This window comes from Streptomyces phaeofaciens (genome assembly GCF_014648915.1).
Classification (GTDB): Bacteria; Actinomycetota; Actinomycetes; order Streptomycetales; family Streptomycetaceae; genus Streptomyces; species Streptomyces phaeofaciens.
This window is the reverse complement of the sequence record NZ_BMSA01000009.1, coordinates 267,814-287,657: the sequence shown is the minus strand read 5'-3', so window position 1 is coordinate 287,657 and position 19,844 is coordinate 267,814. Positions and strand designations below refer to the sequence as shown.

General features: G+C 70.9%; 14 protein-coding genes and 4 pseudogenes. 13 read left to right on the top strand and 5 right to left on the bottom strand.

The features are described 5' to 3' along the window. The first annotated feature begins 314 nt into the window (after positions 1 to 314). A complete protein-coding gene (locus IE275_RS17890) occupies positions 315 to 740 on the top strand; it encodes a hypothetical protein (RefSeq protein WP_189712315.1) in 426 nt (141 codons plus the stop codon). Beyond that, on the top strand, positions 737 to 2,878 hold the full coding sequence (locus tag IE275_RS17885) for a tetratricopeptide repeat protein (RefSeq protein WP_189712314.1): 2,142 nt from the start codon (positions 737 to 739) through the stop codon (positions 2,876 to 2,878). Before IE275_RS17890 ends, IE275_RS17885 begins: the two co-directional genes overlap by 4 nt. A gap of 673 nt (positions 2,879 to 3,551) precedes the next feature. Here the strand turns inward: IE275_RS17885 and IE275_RS45975 are convergent. Continuing rightward, a pseudogene (locus IE275_RS45975) lies at positions 3,552 to 3,867 on the bottom strand (lantibiotic dehydratase); the annotation flags it as partial. 62 nt (positions 3,868 to 3,929) lie between these two features. Further along, positions 3,930 to 4,049: pseudogene (locus tag IE275_RS47240) on the bottom strand (hypothetical protein); the annotation flags it as partial. 516 nt (positions 4,050 to 4,565) lie between these two features. Between IE275_RS47240 and IE275_RS17875 the strand changes: the two are divergent. From IE275_RS17875 to IE275_RS17840, 8 genes and pseudogenes are all read left to right on the top strand, one after another. After that, positions 4,566 to 4,913, top strand: a pseudogene (locus tag IE275_RS17875) (helix-turn-helix domain-containing protein); the annotation flags it as partial. A 333-nt stretch (positions 4,914 to 5,246) separates the two neighbouring features. After that, positions 5,247 to 8,249 (top strand): carbohydrate binding domain-containing protein, encoded by a 3,003-nt coding sequence (locus IE275_RS17870; protein WP_189712313.1) that lies wholly within the window; start codon positions 5,247 to 5,249, stop codon positions 8,247 to 8,249. Positions 8,250 to 8,359: 110 nt separating this feature from the next. Then, positions 8,360 to 9,085: a response regulator transcription factor gene (locus IE275_RS17865; protein ID WP_189712312.1), complete on the top strand. Its 726-nt coding sequence runs from the start codon at positions 8,360 to 8,362 to the stop codon at positions 9,083 to 9,085. After that, positions 9,082 to 10,599 (top strand): sensor histidine kinase, encoded by a 1,518-nt coding sequence (locus IE275_RS17860; RefSeq protein ID WP_189712311.1) that lies wholly within the window; start codon positions 9,082 to 9,084, stop codon positions 10,597 to 10,599. Before IE275_RS17865 ends, IE275_RS17860 begins: the two co-directional genes overlap by 4 nt. A gap of 232 nt (positions 10,600 to 10,831) precedes the next feature. Further along, complete coding sequence (locus IE275_RS17855; protein ID WP_189712310.1) at positions 10,832 to 12,172, top strand: DUF3500 domain-containing protein; 1,341 nt, start codon at positions 10,832 to 10,834, stop codon at positions 12,170 to 12,172. 253 nt (positions 12,173 to 12,425) lie between these two features. Continuing rightward, entirely contained in the window at positions 12,426 to 13,418 is a 993-nt protein-coding gene (gene dhaK, locus IE275_RS17850) for a dihydroxyacetone kinase subunit DhaK (protein ID WP_189712309.1), read from the top strand. Positions 13,419 to 13,461: 43 nt separating this feature from the next. Further along, positions 13,462 to 14,085 carry a dihydroxyacetone kinase subunit DhaL gene (gene dhaL, locus IE275_RS17845; protein WP_189712308.1) on the top strand — a complete coding sequence of 208 codons (624 nt, stop codon included), beginning with the start codon at positions 13,462 to 13,464 and terminating at the stop codon, positions 14,083 to 14,085. Next, the gene (locus tag IE275_RS17840) at positions 14,082 to 14,492 is read left to right on the top strand and encodes a PTS-dependent dihydroxyacetone kinase phosphotransferase subunit DhaM (RefSeq protein WP_189712307.1); all 411 of its coding nucleotides are present in this window, start codon (positions 14,082 to 14,084) and stop codon (positions 14,490 to 14,492) included. The genes dhaL and IE275_RS17840 overlap by 4 nt, the downstream gene beginning before the upstream one ends. A gap of 7 nt (positions 14,493 to 14,499) precedes the next feature. On the opposite strand, the gene IE275_RS17835 is transcribed toward IE275_RS17840, so the two are convergent. After that, positions 14,500 to 15,138, bottom strand: a complete 639-nt coding sequence (locus IE275_RS17835; RefSeq protein WP_189712306.1) for a TetR/AcrR family transcriptional regulator — start codon at positions 15,136 to 15,138, stop codon at positions 14,500 to 14,502. Positions 15,139 to 15,374: 236 nt separating this feature from the next. Here IE275_RS17835 and IE275_RS17830 point away from each other — a divergent pair, with 236 nt between their 5' ends. Continuing rightward, on the top strand, positions 15,375 to 16,136 hold the full coding sequence (locus IE275_RS17830) for an SDR family NAD(P)-dependent oxidoreductase (protein ID WP_189712305.1): 762 nt from the start codon (positions 15,375 to 15,377) through the stop codon (positions 16,134 to 16,136). A 360-nt stretch (positions 16,137 to 16,496) separates the two neighbouring features. Here the strand turns inward: IE275_RS17830 and IE275_RS17825 are convergent. After that, positions 16,497 to 17,198, bottom strand: a pseudogene (locus IE275_RS17825) (glycoside hydrolase family 75 protein); the annotation flags it as partial. A gap of 399 nt (positions 17,199 to 17,597) precedes the next feature. Between IE275_RS17825 and IE275_RS17820 the strand changes: the two are divergent. Both IE275_RS17820 and IE275_RS17815 read left to right on the top strand, forming a co-directional pair. Beyond that, complete coding sequence (locus IE275_RS17820; RefSeq protein WP_189712304.1) at positions 17,598 to 18,563, top strand: fibronectin type III domain-containing protein; 966 nt, start codon at positions 17,598 to 17,600, stop codon at positions 18,561 to 18,563. A gap of 157 nt (positions 18,564 to 18,720) precedes the next feature. Next, a complete protein-coding gene (locus IE275_RS17815) occupies positions 18,721 to 19,260 on the top strand; it encodes a hypothetical protein (protein WP_189712303.1) in 540 nt (179 codons plus the stop codon). 15 nt (positions 19,261 to 19,275) lie between these two features. Here IE275_RS17815 and IE275_RS17810 read toward each other — a convergent pair whose 3' ends face one another. Continuing rightward, positions 19,276 to 19,836, bottom strand: a complete 561-nt coding sequence (locus IE275_RS17810) for a PadR family transcriptional regulator (RefSeq protein WP_189712302.1) — start codon at positions 19,834 to 19,836, stop codon at positions 19,276 to 19,278. Positions 19,837 to 19,844 lie beyond the last annotated feature (8 nt).

The window sequence follows — 19,844 nt, the reverse complement described above, 5'->3', positions numbered from 1 at the left end:
GTTTCCCCAGGCCAGGGCAAGAATCAGCCTCAAATGCCCGCAGCTTCCCAAGCTGATGGCTCCCGAGCCATCGTTCCGCGCCGACCCTCGCGGCTTGCTCAGGTCATCGGCCCTGAGAGAGGGGATGGGGCGGGGAGAGTAGTGGGTTGGGAAAGGCGGCCACGCTGGAGGCTCGCAATTCCAGCCAGCGGGCGCTTGCCGACTGCGGGTGGCGGAAAGCTTCACTGCTGTGGGTGGTTCGGGTGTTTTGGCCTCATCAGGAGTCTGGCTTTTCTACGCTGGTGCCTTCGGGAGCCGCGTAGGTCGGGGGACAAGTGAGTGCTGAGATCGTGCAGTTGGTCGAGCAGGCGGGTCCATATCTGACGACTGCGGTCAGTGCGTTCGGAGCGGCCGTTCTCACTCGGGCTGAGGGCACAGCCGCGGACGCCACAGTGGCGCTCGGGCAGCGCATCCTTCAGGCGGTGTGGCGGCGCCGGGACGAGGCCGGCCAGGCCGAACTGGAACGCGTGGTGAACGAGGCCGCTGACGAACAGGATGAGTCCTATACAGCGGCCGTGCTGGGAAGGCTGCTTCGGCGCGCGTTGCAGGATGATGCCGAACTGCGGGCGGAACTGGCCGCGATGCTGCCTGCGCAAGCCGCGGGTTCGGTCACCATCACGGCGTCCGGTGAGCGGTCGATCGCAGCTCAGCACATCGGTACCGCGATCACCGGTGACGGTCACACCGCGCCACGTCCATGAACACCGACGACGAGTCCCGGCTGCGGATCGAGGCGGCCGGGCAGAGGCCGATTGCCGCTCAGAACATCGGTACTGCGATCAGCGGTGACGTGCTCCCCTCCGAGGCCCTGCACTCACCGGAGAAGGTCACCGCTGCACCGGGCACCTCGAACCTGCCTCCGGCCGCACTTTGCCTGGGACGGGACGAGGAACTTGGCCGTCTGAGGCACATCCTGACCAGTCGGCATGAGAGTGCGATCACACAGAGCGGGACGGTGCACGGTCTGGGCGGGATTGGCAAGACCACGCTCGCCCTGCACTACGCCCACCGCCACCGCGGCGACTACACCCTCATCTGGTGGATCAACGCAGCATCTCCCGACGAGATCGAGACCTCCCTTGCGAGCCTCACCCAGGCCCTACTGCCAGACTGGGCCACCACAGCCAAGCGTTCGGCACAGGTGGCGTGGGCGATGCAGTGGCTCGCCTGGCATTCGGGCTGGCTGCTGGTTTACGACAACGTGGAGAACCCGGACGATCTCGCCCCCTACACCGGCGCCCTCCACCGGGGCCATCACCTTGCCACCAGCCGCCTCACCACTGGCTGGCCCGACAGCGCCACCACCCTGACCCTCGGCAACCTCGACCCCGACGATGCCACCGCCCTGCTGTGCCGGCTCGTGTTCAAGGAGACCGGCCCGACGCCCCGCCAACAAGCTGAGGCCCGGTCCCTTGCCAGCAAGCTGGGGTACTTCCCTCTGGCGATCAAACAGGCTGGCGCCTACCTGGCCCAGAACCGTGGCGTCAGCCTCGACTCCTACCGCCGCCGCCTGGACACCAAACTTGCCAAGACCGCCCGCGGCACCAACACCGAAAGCACCCTCGCCCGCATCTGGAACGTCACCCTCCACACCTTGGGGATGGTCGATCCGCTGGCCGTGGAATTGCTGCACACCTCAGCCTGGCTGGCACCCGACGACATCCCTCACAGCCTGCTCACCCCTCCCGGTACCGACCCGGACGACATCGCCGAAGCCATCGGAACTCTCACCGCGTACAGCATGGTCACCGACACCGGCACTACCCTCAGCGTCCACCGCCTGGTCCAGGCCGTCCTACGCGCCCCGCAGAACACCGATGGCACCCAGCCGCTCCGGCACGTGCAAGGACGCAATCGCGCCGAACAAGCAATCCTCCACAGCCTGACCCCGCTGCCGGGTCAGGACACCCCCACCGAGGACCAGTTGGACACCTTCACACCCCACCTCGTCACCCTCGCCGCCACCAGCCCGCCCGAACACCACAATACACAACTTGTTGATGCGTACGAGTCTGCGGCGGAACGGTTACACCAGCAAGGCCACACTGCGCGGGCCATCCCTCTGCTGGAGGCCACTGTCGCCCAGTGCAAGCAGAGCCTGGGCGATACCCACCCCGACACCCTGAACAACCGCATCAACCTCGCCCTCGCATACCAGTCGGCGGGCAATCTGGAACGGGCCATCCCTCTGCTGGAGGCCACCCTCGCCCAGTGCGAGCAGGCCCTGGGCGACACCCACCCAGACACTCTGACCAGCCGCAACAACCTCGCCGAGGCCTACCGTGACGCGGGGGATCCGGGAAGGGCCATCGCTTTGCACGAGGCCACCCTCGCCCAGCGCGAGCAGGCCCTGGGCGACACCCACCCAGAAACTCTAGCCAGCCGCCACAACCTCGCCTACGCCTACCAATCGGCGGGGGACCTGGTACGAGCCATCCCTCTACTGGAAGCCACCCTCGCCGAGCATGAGCAGGTCTTGGGCGACACCCACCCAGCCACCCTGATCAGCCGCCACAACCTCGCCAATTCCTACCAGTCGGCGGGGGACCTGGGACGAGCCATCCCCCTAATGGAAGCCACCCTCGCCCAGTGCGAGCAGGTCCTGGGCGACACCCACCCCTACACCCTGGCCTCCAGCAAAGACCTGGCGCTCGCTTACCAGTCGGCGGGGGATCTGGGACGAGCCATTTCTCTGCTGGAGGCCAGCCTCGCCCGGTGCGAGCAGGTCCTGGGCGACACGCACCCCTACACCTTGAACAGCCGCAACAGCCTCGCCGGGGCGCGTGAAGTCGCTCAGACCGTACAGCAGATAGATACCGACGCTGACCGATCCACTTAGAGCTGCGGATCAGATGCTGCTCCTCCGCAAACACCTCCAGGACGCATCAGCGGTGAGTGTCTAACTGCGTGACAACGCCGACAAACACCGGCGGACGACCGCGAACGTCAGCGGACCATCAGCGCAGGTGAGTGCCATACCAGGCTTGGGCAGCGCCCCAACTCAAGTTGCTTCGGGACGAAGAGGTCCTCACCCAAGGTCTCACCGCCACTCTTCCGCCGACGCGGCTTGCTCTGGACGACGGCATGGCAGCGTGGCTGAGGCCGGTACGGTGCAGCGAGGCACACGCGTGCGTGGTCGGTCGGCGCGCCCCGCCGTCGTGGCTGACTGTTGTCGACTGCGATTCGTGCCAGATGCAGGGCTCAGTCACGGTCAACAGCAGTGGCGTGCGGTCGAGTTGCCAGCCACCGCACCAGGTATCGAAGCCGCAGGTCAGTAGCAGGCACCCCCAGCATCTCGTGCAGGGAACTCGCCCGGTCCTGGGTGGTGGTACCGGTGCCCATCGGCTCACCCCCGCTCACGCGGGGAACTCCCCCGCACTTCCCCGCGGCCGTCCTGGTTGTCGAGCCGCAGGGTGGCGTGATCCCCGCGCGAGCGGGGGTGAGCCAGGACGAGCTGTCACCCAGTCGCTGGGCGGTTACGCCCGGCCTGATGATCGCGATGGCCGCGCCTCGTTCTGGCACGACGACCTCGTGCGCGCGATCACCGCACCAGCCGTATGCGCCGCGTCTCGGGGCTTCAACGAGGAGCGCTGGTCGGTCACGGTTCAGGTGCTGGCGCAGCAGGGAGCGGTGCCCGGCCTGGTCCAGGTCGAGGCACGGGCGACGGTCGTCCTCGGCCAGGAACACCCGTTGCGGCGTCCGCCGTCGGGTCCTCCAGTCGTCCAGCGCCACATCCCATTCGCCCTGCGTGCTGTCGCGGCCGGGCAGCTCCGCGGGCCCCAGTCGCCACCGCGCGGTGGCGAGCACGGTACGCCCGTAGCGCAGTCGGAGAACACCCCGCCCTGCCCGTCGTACACCGTGACAGGCGGACCCGGCTCGTACTGGCCGGTGTCCGGGTTGAACACCGGTTCACCCGGCCGGGAGATCCTCACCGTGTCGGTCAGGATCTTCCTCTCGACGATCTCGCTGACAACCCCCAAGGTCAGCCCCTCATTTACTGGAACACTCATGCGTTCAAGCATAGGGATTGGCGCGGACAGGCTCTCTGGGTAGGCAGCTCCACGTAGTGGCCTCAAGATTGATCGGCACACACAACAAGCAAGTTGTCTCACCGTCATGCCACTTTCGTACAACCTCCACCACGTAACGCCTACGGCGCTCTCAAAACGGCACCGACGCAGGTGTCGGGGCGGCGGTATGTCAGTAAAGCCTGCGACCGCGCGTGCCGCCGTGGACTACTGCCGGAACCGGCAGCACGTGTACCTGACACTCCTGCAGACCTCCTAACTCGGCGCGCTGGTCTCCGCTCTCGCCGCCGTCCAGAGCCTGCAGTACGAGGTCGCTGCCAGCGGCCCTTGAAGGCCCTGCTGATGCCCTGCTGACCAAGCTCATGTCCGGCTTCACCGTCATCGGACCCGGCCCGTCCATAGTCCCTCGGAGCCGCCAAGAACTAATCTCGATCCGTCAGCCGTGGAGCGCCCGCTAAAGGGTGTTGCACAAGGCTCTGAGCTGGGCATCTCCTTGGTATGGCCGGGGTCTTACGCGCTGAGCGGGTGTGGGTGGAGACGTTCACGGGGCTGCGAATGATGCAGTTTTCGGGTCTGTTGAAGGTGGTGCGGGAGCGGGGTGGCAACGGCACGCTGCTGGGCCGGCCGTGGTCGTTGCCGTTGGCCGAGCGGGTGCTGATGGTTGCGGTGTACTACCGCACGAACCTGACGATGCGGCAGTTGGGGCCGCTGCTTGGCGTCTCTTCCTCCACCGTCTGCCGGGTCATCCAGCGGCTTGGTCCGCTGCCGGCGCTTGAGCCCGTCTCTCGCACTGCCGATGCGGCGGACCGGTTGTGGATCGTGGACGGCACCCTGGTCCCGGTCCGCACACCATCCCCACCGGGACGACGACGGTGAAGGACCGGGTGCTCACCACCGGCGCCACCGAGGCGGCGCCGGACGGCCCACGCCACCAGCCGATGGCGGTCGGCCGGTCGAGCACCGCGAGCAGGTGGGCCGCCCGGTACCGTACTGCGGCGTCCGGGCCGGCGAGCAGTTCGCCCGCGAGCGGCCCCGAGGTCCCCCGGTGACTTCCCTTTACGTGGTTGTCATGCCCCTGTAGCTTCTGCGACTGCAAGCCCTTTCAGGAAGTTGCCGGATGTTCTTTCACAGCGCTTCCTGCTGCACCTCCCCACCTCCGCAGCCGCTTCAGGAGAGGCCATGCAACACACCTCCAGCACGCCGCCACGGCGTGGCAGACGCTCCCACCCACGACGCCGCCCACTCGCTCTCGCCCTGGTCGCGGCGGGCGTGCTCGGGCTGCTCACGACTCCGTCCGGGCCCCGGTCCGTCCCCCTGCGGACCGTCGCGGACACGACGAACACGGCAACCGTCTTCTACTACACGAAGACCAAGAACTGGCCGAGCACCTATCTGCACTACGCCCCCGACGGCGGCTCCTGGACCACGGTCCCCGGCACCCTGATGGAGGCCGCCTGCACGGACTGGGTGAAGAAGACCGTCGATCTCGGCTCGGCCGCCGGCCTTGCGGCCACCTTCAACAACGGCAGCGGCACCTGGGACAACAACGGCGGCGCGAACTACGCCCTGGGCACCGGAACGATCACCGTCAAGGACGGGGTGATCGCCCACAGCGATCCGTGCGCCGACACCGGCGGCGGCACCGGTAACCAGGCGACCGTCTACTACTCGACCGCAAGCACCGGCTGGACCACCGCCAACATCCACTACGCCCCCGCCGGCGGCTCCTGGACGACCGTCCCCGGCATCGGCATGGAGGCCGCCTGCACCGGCTGGTGGAAGCGGACGCTGGACATCGGCACCGCCACCTCGCTCAAGGCCGCCTTCAACAACGGCAACGGCGTCTGGGACAACAACAACAGCGCCGACTACACCATCCCCACCGGGACGACGACGGTGAAGGACCGGGTGCTCACCACCGGCGCCACCGACCCCTGCGCGGCGCAGGAGCCCGACACCGAGGCACCGGGCGCACCCGGCAACGTCGAGGCGGCCGCCACCGGCACCTCGATCGTGGTGAGCTGGGACGCGGCCACCGACGACACGGGCGTGACGAAGTATCAGGTCACACGCACGGGCGGCACCTCGGGCACGGTCGTCACGGACGTCTCCTCCACCGTGTACACCGACTCGGGCCTGGCGGAGAACACCACGTACACCTACACGGTGAAGGCCGTCGACGCGGCCGGGAACACCTCCCCGGCCTCCGCGGCGGCGAGCGCGACCACCGGGGAGAACGCCCCGGCCCCGGACGCGGGCACCCCGCTCGGCACCGATCCCCGCAAGGACCCGATCTACTTCGTCCTCACCGCCCGCTTCTACGACGGCGACAGCTCCAACAACCGGGGCGGCAGCCAGCACGTGAAGTCCGGGAACGCGGCGAACGCCGACCCGATGTTCCGCGGGGACTTCAAGGGGCTCGTCGAGAAGCTCGACTACATCAAGGCGCTCGGCTTCTCCGCCGTCTGGATCACCCCGGTGGTCCTCAACCGCTCGGACTACGACTACCACGGCTACCACGGCTACGACTTCTACAAGGTCGACCCGCGCCTTACGTCGGCCGGCGCCTCCTACCAGGACCTGATCAACGCGGCCCACGCCAAGGGCATGAAGATCTACCAGGACGTCGTCTACAACCACAGCTCCCGCTGGGGCGCCAAGGGCCTGTTCACCCCGACCGTGTACGGCGTCCGCGACAGCCAGTGGAGCTGGTACTACGACGAGAAGAACGACGGCTTCGAGTACGACGGCCTGACCGTGGAGCCCAAGTCCGGGAAGTCGTACTACAACGGCGATCTGTGGTCCACCGCCGAGCCCACCGGCAACACCTGCGTCAACTGGGGTGTCCCGACCGGCGGCAAGAGCGCGGAGGGCTACACCCTCTACAACTGCCAGTGGCCCAGCCCGACTTCGGGCATGTTCCCGAAAGCGTACTACCACCAGTGCTGGATCGGCAACTGGGAGGGCGAGGACTCCCGCTCCTGCTGGCTGCACGAGGACCTCGCCGACTTCAACACCGAGTCGACGCCGGTGCAGAACTACCTGATCGGCGCGTACGACAAGTACATCGACATGGGCGTCGACGGCTTCCGCGTCGATACGGCCGTCCACATCCCGCGGGTCACCTGGAACCGCCGCTTCCTGCCCGCCATCCACGAACGGGTCACCCAGAGGTTCGGCACCACGGCCGCGCAGAACTTCTTCGTCTTCGGCGAGGTCGCCGCCTTCGTCAACGACAAGTGGAACCGCGGCTCCGTCAACCACTCGGCGCAGTTCTACACCTGGAAGGAACGCAAGGAGTACAGCGCGGACGACGCGACGGCGGCCCTCGAACAGTACGACTACGAGAACGGCCTCGGCACCGGCAACCAGCCGACCTCCACGAACGCCTTCCTCAGCGGCAACAGCTACCACACCCCGGACCACAGCAGATTCTCCGGGATGAACATCATCGACATGCGTATGCACATGAACTTCGGTGACGCGCAGAACGCCTACAACAACGGCAAGGACTCCGACGACAGCGTCAACGACGCCACCTACAACGTCGTCTACGTGGACAGCCACGACTACGGACCCAACAAGTCGAGCAACCGCTACAGCGGCGGCACCGACGCCTGGGCCGAGAACATGTCGCTGATGTGGACCTTCCGCGGCATCCCGACCCTCTACTACGGCTCGGAGATCGAGTTCCAGAAGGGCAAGCAGATCGACTGCGGCCCGACCTGCCCCCTGGCCGGCACCGGCCGCGCGTACTACGGCGACCACCTCGCAGGCTCGGTCACCGCCTCGGACTTCGGTACGGTCGCCAGTGCGAGCGGCGAGGTCGCCACGACCCTCGCGCAGCCCCTCGTCAGACACCTCCAGCGGCTCAACCAGATCCGCCGGGCCGTCCCGGCGCTCCAGATGGGCCAGTACTCCACGGACGGCATCACCGGCCAGATGGCCTTCAAGCGCCGCTACACCGCCACCGGCACGGACAGCTTCGCGCTGGTCACGGTCACCGGCGCCGCCACCTACACCGGCATCCCCAACGGCACCTACACCGACGCGGTGACCGGCGACACGAAGACCGTCACCGGAGGCACCCTGTCCGTGTCGGCCCCGGGCCAGGGCAACCTGCGGGTGTACGTACTGAACGGCCCCGGCAAGATCGGGGGTGACGGCCCCTACCTGAAGTGAGAGAGCGGATCGGGCGCCGGGACCCGCGGTCACGGCGCCCCCCGCGGGCGCACGGCGCACGCTCAGGTCTCGCACACGATTCTCATGGCCGGCTGAGAGAAGGTCGGCGCATGTCTGGTGCCCCCGATACCCGTGACGGCACGGTGCGCGTGCTGATCGTCGACGACGAGCCCGAGCTGACCGAGCTGCTCTGCGCTGCCGTGACCGAGGCGGGGTGGCGATCCTTCCCCGCGTCGGACGGACGCAGCGCGCTGCGCATCGCGCGTGACTGCGCTCCGGACGTCGTCGTCCTGGACGGGATGCTGCCCGACCTCGACGGGGTGCAGGTGCTCCGCAGGCTGCGCAGCGAGAACACCCGGCTGCCCGTCCTGATGCTCACCGCACGCGACGCGCTGGAACACCGGCTCGACGGGCTGTCGGCCGGCGCGGACGACTACGTGACCAAGCCCTTCTCCCTGGAGGAGGTCATGCTGCGGCTGCGCGGGCTGATGCGCCGCGCGGGCCCCGCCGACCCGTCCGACCGCGGAGCCGTACGGGTGCTGGGTGATCTGGTCCTGGCCGAGGACACCCGCGAGGTGCAGCGTGCCGGGACGCCGGTCTCCCTGACCACCAAGGAGTTCGACCTGCTGCGGTTCCTGATGAGCCATCCGCATCAGGTGCTCAGCAAGGCGCAGATCCTCGACCACGTGTGGAACGCCTCGTTCGACGGCGAGGGGAATCTGGTCGAGGTCTACATCCACGGCCTGCGCGGCAAGATCGACAAGGGGCGGGCGCCGATGATCCGGACCGTGCGCGGTGTGGGGTACGCGATCAGAGCCACGGACGCGCGGGCATGAGCGAGCGGCAGGGCGCGAGCAACGGCGACGGGGGCGGCACCGGGGGCGGTCTGGGCCGGCGGTCGCTGCGCGTGCGCCTGGTGCTGTTCGTCTCCGTCACCCTGGTCGTCGTGTGCGCGGCGATGGCGCTCACGACGGTGCTCGTCCAGCGCGTCCATCTGCTGGGCGATCTGGACAAGCGTGTCACCGACGCCGCCGAGCGCAGCCAGGGCGGGCTCCAGCGCCGGACGGGCGACGCTACGGACCTCGGCTTCCTCAACGAACGCGGGCAGCCGACCGGCACCCTGGCGGCCCGCTTCGCCGACGGAGAGATCATCGCCGCGGAGGTGGTGACCGAGGACGGCCGGCAGCGGGTCCTGACCACCGCTCAGCGCGCCGCGCTGAAGGGGATCACCCCCGACGGAACCCTGCACACCCGTACCGTCCCCGGTCTGGGCACCTACCGGGTGACCGCCCTCGGCGGCGACGGGGTCCCCGTCCTGGCCGGGCTGCCGACGGCCGACGTCCAGCGGGTGATCGACCGGCTGGTCGTCGTCGAAGGGGTGATCGCCGCCGTCGGACTGGCGGCCGCCGCCTGCGCCTCCACGGTCGTCATACGGCGGCTGCTGCGCCCCCTCGGCCGGGTCGCGGCCACCGCGGCCGACGTCTCGCGGGTACCGCTGGACCGCGGCGAGGTCGCCGCGCTCGGCCGGGTCGCCGACCGCGACACCGACCCGGGCACCGAGACGGGCCAGGTCGGCGCCGCGCTCAACCGTCTGATCGACCACGTCGAGGCCTCGCTCGCCGAACGCCGGCGCACCGAGCAGCGCATGCGCCGGTTCCTCGCCGACGCCGGCCACGAACTGCGCACACCGCTCGCCTCGATCGCCGGCTACGCCGAGTACATGAACGGCGGCGGGCGGCACGGGGACGGCGGCGAACGGACCATCGAACCGGAGCTGGCCTGGCACCGGGTCTCCGCCCAGTCCGCCCGGATGACCGACCTCGTGGAGGATCTGCTGCTGCTCGCCCGCCTGGACGAGGGACGGCCGCTCCAGTTCGCCGAGGTGAACCTCGCGACGCTGGTCGCCGAGGCGGTCTGGGACGCGCAGGCCGCGGGCGGCCGGCACGACTGGCGGCTCGCGCTGCGCCTCGACGGACCGGTGTCGCTCGTCGCGGACGCGTCGCGGCTCCACCAGGTGGTGGCCAACCTCCTGGCCAACGCCCGGGTGCACACACCCGCCGGCACGAGGATCACCGTCACCGTGGAGACCGCCGGCGCCCCGGGCTACCCCCGCTGGGTGATCCGCGTGCGCGACGACGGTCCGGGCATCCCGCCCGAGCTCCTCCCCACGATCTTCGAGCGCTTCACCCGCGCCGACGTCTCCCGTTCCCGCACGCCGGGCCAGGAGGGCGGTTCGGGCCTCGGCCTGGCCATCGCCGCGGCCATCACCGAGGCGCACGGGGGCCGCATCGAGGTGGCGAGCGAGCCGGGACGCACCGAGTTCTCCGTGACGCTCCCCACCCGGATGTGACACCGCCACGGCATCGTCGTACGGCACCGCCGTACGACGCCGTCGGCACGCGTGCCAGGACTCTAAGCACTCTCACAGAGACGCAGCTCAGGGCTGCTTCCCCGGCGCCCCGCGGGCCGTCGTCGAACGGCGTGCGGGCTCCGCTTAAGGCCTGCCTCAGTTCGCTGCCCCACAGTGATCACCGGGCGGCCGTCCAGCGTGGATGTGCCCATGACGAAGGGAATCAGCGACGATGACCGAGCTCGACACCGGTGAGCCGACGGCCCGGGAGCCGCAGTCCGAAACCGGCAGCCGTGCTCACGCGAGCCGCCGCAACTTCATGCGCAAGGTCTTCTTCGCCAGCGGCGCCACGGCTGTCGCGACGATGGGCGGCGCCGGAGCCTGGGCCGCGATGGCCGACGACGCCACCGACACGGCCGACGCCTCGGCGAGCCCGGTCCCGAGCGGCGCTCCCGGCGGCGGACCGGGCGGCGGCGCCGGCGGCCCCGGCAACCAGTCGATCACCGAGGACTTCTTCGGCCTCACCACGGACGGCGAGCGGATCGACGACCTGTTCACGATCCACTCCACCGGCGTGGCCACCGCGCAGGTGATCGCCGCCGCGAACGCCTTCCTGGACGGTCTCACCGACACCCAGAAGTCCTCGACGCAGTTCACCGTCCACTCCACCGAGTGGCGGCTGTGGAGCAACGTCGACTCCTACGACCGTCAGGGCGTCTCCCTCGCCGACCTGAGCGACGACCAGAAGGCCCTCGGCACCGCCCTGTTGAAGTCGGCGCTGAGCGCGGACGGCCTCGAGACGACCGAGAAGATCCGCAGGATCAACCAGGCTGCCGGCGAGGCGATCGACAACACGGACTCGTTCAACGAGGACGCCTACTACTGGACCGTGATGGGCACGCCCTCGGCCGACGAGCCCTGGGGCTTCCAGTTCGACGGCCACCACCTCGTCATCAACTACTTCGTCCTCGGCGACCAGGTCGTCATGAGCCCCTGCTTCTGGGGTTCGGAGCCGACCTCGATGGAGATCGACGGGGAGACGGTGACCGTCTGCCACGAGGAGGTCGTGGCCGGGCTCGCCTTCATCAACTCCCTGACCGACGCCCAGCGGGCCGTCGCCGTCGAGTCGACGACCAAGTCCAACGAGTCGATGAAGGCCGGCGCGTTCTCCGACAACGCCGTCCAGGAGTACACCGGCATCCGCGGCAACGCCCTGACCGGCGCCCAGAGGACCAGGCTCCTCGGCATCGTCCAGGCCTTCGCCGGCCGTGCCAAGGCCGATGTGGCCAAGGCGAAGCTGGCCGAGGTCCGCAAGCACCTCGACGACACCTATGTCACCTGGGCGGGCGGCACCGGCGACGACGACGCCTTCTACGTCCGCGTGCACAGCCCCGTCGTCTGGATCGAGGTCGACTGCCAGGCCCCGGGTCCGCTGGCCGGCGCGTACGGCGCCACGCAGGGCAGCGGTGCCACCCAGAAGCACGTCCACTCCGTCATCCGCACCCCCAACGGCAACGACTACGGAAAGGAGCTCCTCAGGCAGCACTACCTGACGTCGCCGCATCACCGGTGACACCGAGGCCGTGACCGACGGCCGGATTCCCCGTGATCGTTTCCTGTCATCGCAAGGGGGTGTCTCGTCGATCAGGCCGGACCCCGCGAGCCCGGCATGATCGGCGAGACACCCCCTATAGGGCCGCACCCCCGGTGCGGCCCTCACGCGTCGGCCGTCCCCACCCGGCCGAGCCCGGCCGCGAGGCGGTCGTCGGCTCCCGCACACGTGACCCGCGCGCCGTCAGCCCCGATACTTTCCCTGGGAGGTATCCATGAGAATGCTGATCAACGTTGCGGAGACCGTGGTGGCGGACGCGCTGCGCGGGATGGCGGCGGCGCATCCGGAACTGACCGTGGATGTCGAGAACCGGGTGATCGTACGGCGGGACGCGCCCGTGGCCGGGAAGGTGGGCCTGGTGTCCGGCGGCGGGTCGGGGCACGAGCCGTTGCACGGCGGGTTCGTGGGCCCCGGGATGCTGTCGGCGGCCTGTCCCGGTGAGGTGTTCACGTCCCCGGTTCCCGACCAGATGGTGCGGGCGGCGGCGGCCGTGGACAGCGGGGCCGGGGTGCTGTTCGTCGTGAAGAACTACACCGGCGATGTGCTCAACTTCGACATGGCGGCGGAGCTGGCCGAGGACGAGGGAATCCAGATCGCGAAGGTGCTGGTCGACGACGACGTGGCGGTGACCGACAGCCTCTACACGGCCGGCCGGCGCGGTACGGGCGCGACGCTGTTCGTGGAGAAGATCGCCGGCGCCGCCGCCGAGGAGGGGCAGCCGCTGGAGCGCGTCGAGGCGCTCGCCCGGCAGGTCAACGAGAACGCGCGCAGTTTCGGCGTGGCGCTCAGCGCGTGCACGACGCCCGCCAAGGGCAGTCCGACGTTCGATCTCCCGCCGGGCGACCTGGAGTTGGGCGTCGGTATCCACGGCGAGCCGGGCCGGGAGCGGCGGGCGATGATGACGTCCGGGGAGATCGCCGACTTCGCGGTCCACGCGATCCTCGACGACATGACACCGCGCAACCCGGTCCTCGTCCTGGTCAACGGCATGGGCGCCACCCCGCTGCTGGAGCTGTACGGCTTCAACGCCGAGGTGCAGCGGATCCTCGTCGAGCGCGGGGTGGCCGTCGCACGCACCCTGGTCGGCAACTACGTGACGTCCCTCGACATGGCCGGCGCCTCGGTGACCCTGTGCCAGATCGACGAGGAACTGCTGCGGCTGTGGGACGCGCCGGTGCGCACACCGGGGCTGCGCTGGGGCATGTGAGCCACGGCAGCACGCGCAGCCACCGACCACGCGAGGAGGCCCAGTGCTCGACGCCGACCACTTCCGCCGTTGGATGACGGCGACCGCCGCGTCCGTGGACCGCGAGGCGGAGCGGCTCACCGCCCTCGACTCGCCCATCGGGGACGCCGACCACGGCAGCAACCTCCGGCGCGGCTTCCGGGCCGTGACCGCGGCCTTGGAGAAGGAGGCACCGGACACGCCCGGTGCCGTCCTCGTCCTCGCCGGGCGGCAGCTCATCTCGACGGTGGGCGGCGCGTCCGGCCCGTTGTACGGCACGCTGCTGCGCCGGACCGGGAAGGCGCTCGGGGACGCGGCCGAGGTGAGCGAGGAGCAGTTCACGCAGGCGCTGCGCACGGGGGTGGACGCCGTGATGCAGCTCGGGGGTGCCGCGCCCGGTGACAAGACGATGATCGACGCGCTGGTGCCGGCGGTGGATGCCCTCGACGCCGGTCTGGGTTTCGGTGCCGCCGCCACCGCCGCCGAGCAGGGCGCCGAGGCGACAACGCCCCTCCAGGCGCGCAAGGGGCGGGCCAGCTATCTGGGCGAGCGCAGCATCGGTCACCAGGACCCGGGAGCCACCTCGGCGGCGCTGCTCGTCGCGGGCCTGGCCGAAGCCGGTGCGGGGACGGGGGCCGATCCCGTATGAGCCTGGACAAGCCGGTCGGGATCGTGCTGGTGTCGCACAGCGCGGCGGTGGCCACGGCCGTCGCCGAGCTGGCACGCGGCCTGGCGGGCGGCGGCGACGCCGTGCCCGTCGCCGCGGCGGGCGGGACCGAGGGCGGCGGCGTGGGCACCAGTGCGGAGCTGATCGCCGCCGCCGCGGCCGCCGTGGACCGGGGTGCCGGGGTCGCCCTCCTGGCCGACCTGGGCAGCTCGGTCCTCACGGTCAAGGCGCTGATCGCGGAGGGCGACGAACTCCCCGAAGGCGCCCGGCTGGTGGACGCGCCGTTCGTGGAGGGCGCGGTGGCCGCGGTCGTCACGGCGGCCACCGGCGCGGACCTGGACGCCGTGGAGGCGGCGGCCGGGGAGGCGTACGGCTACCGGAAGGTGTGACGCCGGATCAGGTCAGCCCCTCGGCCGCGAGGTCGAGGGCCACGCGGATGGCCTCCGCAAGTTCGGCCCGTACCGCCGCCGGGTCGGTGCGGGTGCCGGCGGAGTTCCAGGCGTGCTGCTCCACGGCGGCGCGCAGGGCCGCGTTGAACATCGCCGCCCGGATGGCCGGCCGGAGGTCGTCGGCCGGCAGTCCGGCGCGCTCGGCGAGGGCGCGGGCGAACGCCGGCTCGGCCTCGTCGTAGGTCTGGAGCCAGACGGCGCGCAGTCCTGGTTCGGTGCGGGTCAGCCGGACCAGCGCGCCGACGGTGGTGGGGTCGGGCCCGCCGACGAGGCGCTGGTCGGCGTCCAGGTGCGCGGCGAAGGCCTCGCCCAGGGGGCTGCCCGGCCGCCATGCCCGCAGCCGGGCCGCGATCGCGTCGATACCGGCCGTCAGGAGCGGGCGTACGCAGCTCTCCTTGCTCGGGAAGTACCGCCACACGGTCCGGGCCGAGACGCCGACGGCCTCGCCGATCTGCTCGCCGGTGGTGGCCACGACGCCCTGCGTCACGAACAGGTCCACCGCGGCGCGCGCGATCTCCAGCCGGATCTCCTCCTTGCGCTCCTCGGTCAGGGGCGGTCGGCCCGTGCGTCCACGGGATGCGGTCATCCAGTCCTCCGGTCTCGGTCACCGTTCACGGGAACTCGTTCAACTCGTTCAACTCGTTCAACTCGTTGAACTCCTTGAACTCCTTGAACTCCTTGTGCCGCAAATTCTTCACCATGACTTTATGTCACTCACAGACATTAAGTCGTAGGGTGGGGCTCCACCGGGGTTCGGCCCCTACTTCGACATTCCACTTCGACACCCCCCAGCGCACCGCGCACGGAATCTAGGAGCACCGCATGACCACTGGACCGGACGGCCGCAGCGTCATCGTCACCGGAGCGAGTTCGGGCATCGGACGCGCCACGGCCCTGGCCTTCGCCGCGCAGGGAGCCCGGGTCCTGGTGGCGGACCTCGACGCGGAGGGCGCGCGGGCCGTCGTCGAGGAGATCCGGAAAGCGGGCGGCACGGCCGTCGCCGTCACCGGGGACCTCAGCGATCAGCAGGTCGTCGACCGGGTGACCGCCACGGCGGTGGAGCGCTTCGGCGGGGTGGACGTGCTGGTGAACAACGCCGGGATCATGGACCGGATGTCGGCGGCGGCCGACGTGAGCGACGCGGAGTGGGAGCGGGTGATCCGGGTCAACCTGACCGCCCCCTTCCTGCTCACCCGCGCGGTACTGCCGCACATGCTGGCCGCCGGGCGGGGCGCGATCGTCAACACCGCCTCCGAGGCGGGGCTGCGGGGCAGTGCGGCGGGCGCGGCGTACACGGCGTCCAAGCACGGCGTGGTGGGCCTGACCAAGTCGCTGGCCGTGATGTACCGGGGCAAGGGCATACGCGCGAACGCGATCGCGCCGGGCGGGACGAAGACGGCCATCGTCGTGGATGCCGAGCAGGGCGCCCACGGTCCGACGGCCCTCGGCCCGCACTTCGTCAACGTCGGACGGCTGGCCGAGGCGGAGGAGCAGGCCGCCGCGATCGTGTTCCTCGCCTCGGACGCGGCGAGCAACATCAACGGGGTGATCCTGCCGGTGGACGACGGGTGGTCGGCGGTGTGAGCGCCGGGGGCGGGGCGGACGGCCGCCCCCGGTCCGCTCCGCCCCGGTCCTCCCGGGTCACCCCTCCTCAGTCGCCTCCGCCCCCTCGGTGTCCTCCAGCCACTCCGGGTCCGACTCCGGGTCCGACTCCGGGTCCGACGCCAGGTCCGACGCCGGGTCCGACGCCGGGTCCGACGCCAGGTCCGACTCCGGGTCCGAGTCCGGGTCGACGTCCGTCGCGGAGTCCCCCGCGTCGGCGTCCGGTTCCTCGGCCGCCCGAGCGGCCTCCTCCTCGGCGCCGGGAAGCGCGGGCTCCTCGCTCGCCGCCGCGCCGCCCTCCTGCCGCGACTTCCGGGCCCCCGGCCCGCGCGCCGGCTGCGCCGCCCCCTGGACGAACAGCCGGGCCAGCCGCTCGCCCACCGCCACGGCCGAGGCATGATCCTCGATCGGTGTCGCCCGGGAGTTCTTGAAGACGATGTACGTGACCCCGGAGGGCGTGCCGCCGCCGTGCGGGTCGGCCCGGATGCCGAGGGCCTTGGCGGTGGCGTACGACGCCTCGCCGATGATCCCGGTCGGTCCGACGTCACCGACGACCGCGTACTGCACCCGGTCGCGGTACACGACCGCCGCGACCGAGCCGCCACGCACCCCGTGGTCGCGGTGGTTCCAGATGGCGCTCACCCCGGGCACCACGATGTACGGCAGCGTCTCGGCGCTCAGGTAGCGGCCGTCGGACTGGGTGAAGGCGGTGGCGTCGGAGAACAGCGCGTCGGTGGTGGCGTTGCAGTACCGGCCGGGGCGGCCGTCGCAGTCGATGTCCATGTCGGCCGTCCAGAAGACCGCCTCGGGGGTGCCGCAGACGGGAACGGTGGCGGGCGTGCCGTCGTCGGTGCGGTAGCGCCCGCGGGAGACGGGGACGCAGCCACGGACGCGGGCCAGGAGGTCGGCGGCGCGCACGGAACCCTCCTGCCGCGACACCGGGGCCCCCAGGGCACCCGGGGACTGGCGGGCTGCGACGGATGAGGTGGTCGGGGCCAGCAGGGCGAGACAGGCCGCGGCCAGGGTCAGTGACTGGGCGCGCACGATTCAGGACCCTCTCGTGGGGGGGGCGGACACCCAGCCCAATCTGGTGGCGGCCGCCTGCCGGGGCCACCCCGAGGGGGCCGTACGGTGCACGCCTCTGACGGCACGACAGGGGACGGGGGCCGGTGCGCGTATGTCGGCACCGGCCGCCCGGCCGCCCCGCCGGCGCGGGATCAGCGACGACAGCGGTCCGCGCCGCCGACAGGAACTCGACGCCCCACAGGGAGAGTTCATGCCGGGAGGAGCTTCAGCATACGTAACTTTCCGGATCGGTCACGCAGGACGGCACACCGGCCGTGCGGGCCACGCGTGCCGGCCCTGCGCCCTCTTGATGTGTTCGCGCCAGCGCGTCATATTGGTCCGGACCAATTGGGCCGCGCCGGGCCGGGAGGCGAAGCCGTGCGACGCGTAGTGCTGTGCGGACTGGTGCTGACGCTGGCGTGCGGATGCGCCACGGGCGACGGCGACGAGGGACGGGCGCCCGGCGCGCCGACCGGGGTCACCGCGCAGGCGGGCAGCGCCACCAGCGTGCACGTCATGTGGAACGCGGTCTCCGGTGACCCGCCGGTCGCCTCCTACGAGATCTACCGGGGCGGCACGAAGGTCGCGGACGCGCCCGGCTCCGCGCACATGCTGGACATCGTCCGGCTGACCCCCGCCACCGCGTACGTCTTCACCGTGCGCGCCCGGGACGCCGACGGACGGCTCGGGCCGAGCAGCCGGAAGGTGCGGGCCACGACCCCGGCGGCCGTCGCGCAGGACCGCTCGGCGCCGACCCGCCCGGGCCGGCTCACCGGCCGGGCCGCCGGGAGCCGGGCGGTCCAGCTGTCCTGGTCGGCCTCCACCGACGACCGGAAGGTGATGTCGTACGACGTCTACCAGGGCGGCACCAAGGTGCACAGCGTCGGCGGGAACCAGACGGCGACCGTGGTCACGGGGCTGCGGCCGGGGACGCGGTACTCCTTCACGGTCCGGGCCCGGGACGCGGCCGACAACCTCTCGCCCGCCGGACCGCCGGTGCGCCTGACCACCCCCGCCGGCGCCGACGAGGCCGGCGACACCGCCCCCGCCGACTTCCGCGCGACGGCCCGGCTCGACGCCGACGGCGCGTACTACCTCGACCTGTCCTGGGTGGCGCCACGGGTGGACGGGGTGGTCACGGAGTACCAGATCCAGCTCGACGGGCAGCCGGCCACCTCACTGGTGTGGGGCGGCGACCCGCCGCGCGGGCGGGCGGAGTACAGCTTCTACGCGGGGCGGGACAAGGGAGTGGAGCACCGGGTGCGGCTGCGGGCGCGGCTGCCCGACGGCACCTGGGGCGCGTTCTCGGCGGAGCGGACGCTGACCACCGGGGCGGGCGGCTGACGTCTGGGCCGTCCGTAGGAATCCGTCACCTGCCCGGGGGCGGTCCGCATGCGGTACCGGTGCGGAGCGCGTTGGCTGCGTCTGAAAGCAGCACGGCGTACCCAACCCCTCGGCGGCGCAAGGGATGTACCGCCAACCGTGCCGCGGAGGACATCCGATGCGCACTTCCCCCCTTCTCGTCGTCCGCTCAGGACTGACCCTGGCGGCGGTCGCCGCGCTGCCGCTCGCCGCGACCGCCCAGCCGGCCGCCGCGGTCTCCGGCATCTCCGTGAGCACGACCGGCACCACGGTGTCGGTGGTGACCGGTGCCTGCACCCTGGTCAACGGCAGCTGGGGCACCGCGTCCCTGCTCAACAGCGGCCAGGCGAACTTCGCCCAGGGCCGGCAGGTGGCGCTGTCGGGGACGACCGTGAGCCAGTCCGCCGCCTGGTCGAACGTCTCCCCCGGCACGTACACGGTGGTCGTCATGTGCTCCAACGGGAACACGGCGGGCACCCAGTCGGTGATCGTGTCCGCCCCGTCGGCCCCGACGATCCGCGCGACGGCCTCGCCCTCGCGCGGCGTCATGGGCGGACTCGGCGGCGCGGCCCGTGACTACGGGACCGTCACCATGGCGGCCGGCGGCGCGCTGGTGGGCGCCGGGGTGATCGCCGCGGCCTGGTTCCTGCGCCGCCGCTCGAAGCCGCACCGGCTGTAACGGCGGCGCTCCGCCTCAGGGAGCCGGATCCGCCGGAGCGTCCTCCACCACCGGCAGCTCCGCCAGGGCCTCGGTGAGCCACTGCGTCCAGAAGGTCTCCAGCTCGATGCCCGCCCGCAGGACCAGGTGCTGGAGCCTGGCCTGCGCACTGTCGTTGCCGGGCGGGAAGTCGCGCTTCTCGATCTCCTCGTACTCGGCCAGCTGCCGCCGGTGCAGGTCCAGATGGCGGCGCAGGTCCGCCTCGAGCCCCGCGGTGCCGACGACCGCCGCGGCGCGCAGCCGCAGCAGCATGGCGTCACGGTGCGGCTTGGGGTCCTGGGACGCGGCCGTCCACCGCGCCAGTTCGGCGCGGCCCGCGGGCAGGACCTCGTAGCTCTTCTTCTGCCCGCGGGTGGGCTGGGCGGCCGGCAGGGCCCGGATCTGGCCCTCGGCCTCCAGTTTTCCCAGCTCGCGATAGATCTGCTGGTGCGTCGCCGACCAGAAGTACCCGATCGACCTGTCGAACCGGCGGGTCAGACCCAGCCCCGACGACGGCTTCTCGAGCAGGGCGATGAGGATCGCGTGCGGGAGTGACATGGGGTCAT

Excerpts from the sequence above, each read along its gene's own strand:
- IE275_RS17885 (WP_189712314.1), top strand. The coding sequence starts at position 737 with ATGAACACCGACGACGAGTCCCGGCTGCGGATCGAGGCGGCCGGGCAG.
- IE275_RS17870 (WP_189712313.1), top strand. The coding sequence starts at position 5,247 with ATGCAACACACCTCCAGCACGCCGCCACGGCGTGGCAGACGCTCCCAC.
- IE275_RS17865 (WP_189712312.1), top strand. The coding sequence starts at position 8,360 with ATGTCTGGTGCCCCCGATACCCGTGACGGCACGGTGCGCGTGCTGATC.
- IE275_RS17860 (WP_189712311.1), top strand. The coding sequence starts at position 9,082 with ATGAGCGAGCGGCAGGGCGCGAGCAACGGCGACGGGGGCGGCACCGGG.
- IE275_RS17855 (WP_189712310.1), top strand. The coding sequence starts at position 10,832 with ATGACCGAGCTCGACACCGGTGAGCCGACGGCCCGGGAGCCGCAGTCC.
- dhaK (WP_189712309.1), top strand. The coding sequence starts at position 12,426 with ATGAGAATGCTGATCAACGTTGCGGAGACCGTGGTGGCGGACGCGCTG.
- IE275_RS17840 (WP_189712307.1), top strand. The coding sequence starts at position 14,082 with ATGAGCCTGGACAAGCCGGTCGGGATCGTGCTGGTGTCGCACAGCGCG.
- IE275_RS17835 (WP_189712306.1), bottom strand. The coding sequence starts at position 15,138 with ATGACCGCATCCCGTGGACGCACGGGCCGACCGCCCCTGACCGAGGAG.
- IE275_RS17830 (WP_189712305.1), top strand. The coding sequence starts at position 15,375 with ATGACCACTGGACCGGACGGCCGCAGCGTCATCGTCACCGGAGCGAGT.
- IE275_RS17815 (WP_189712303.1), top strand. The coding sequence starts at position 18,721 with ATGCGCACTTCCCCCCTTCTCGTCGTCCGCTCAGGACTGACCCTGGCG.
- IE275_RS17810 (WP_189712302.1), bottom strand. The coding sequence starts at position 19,836 with ATGTCACTCCCGCACGCGATCCTCATCGCCCTGCTCGAGAAGCCGTCG.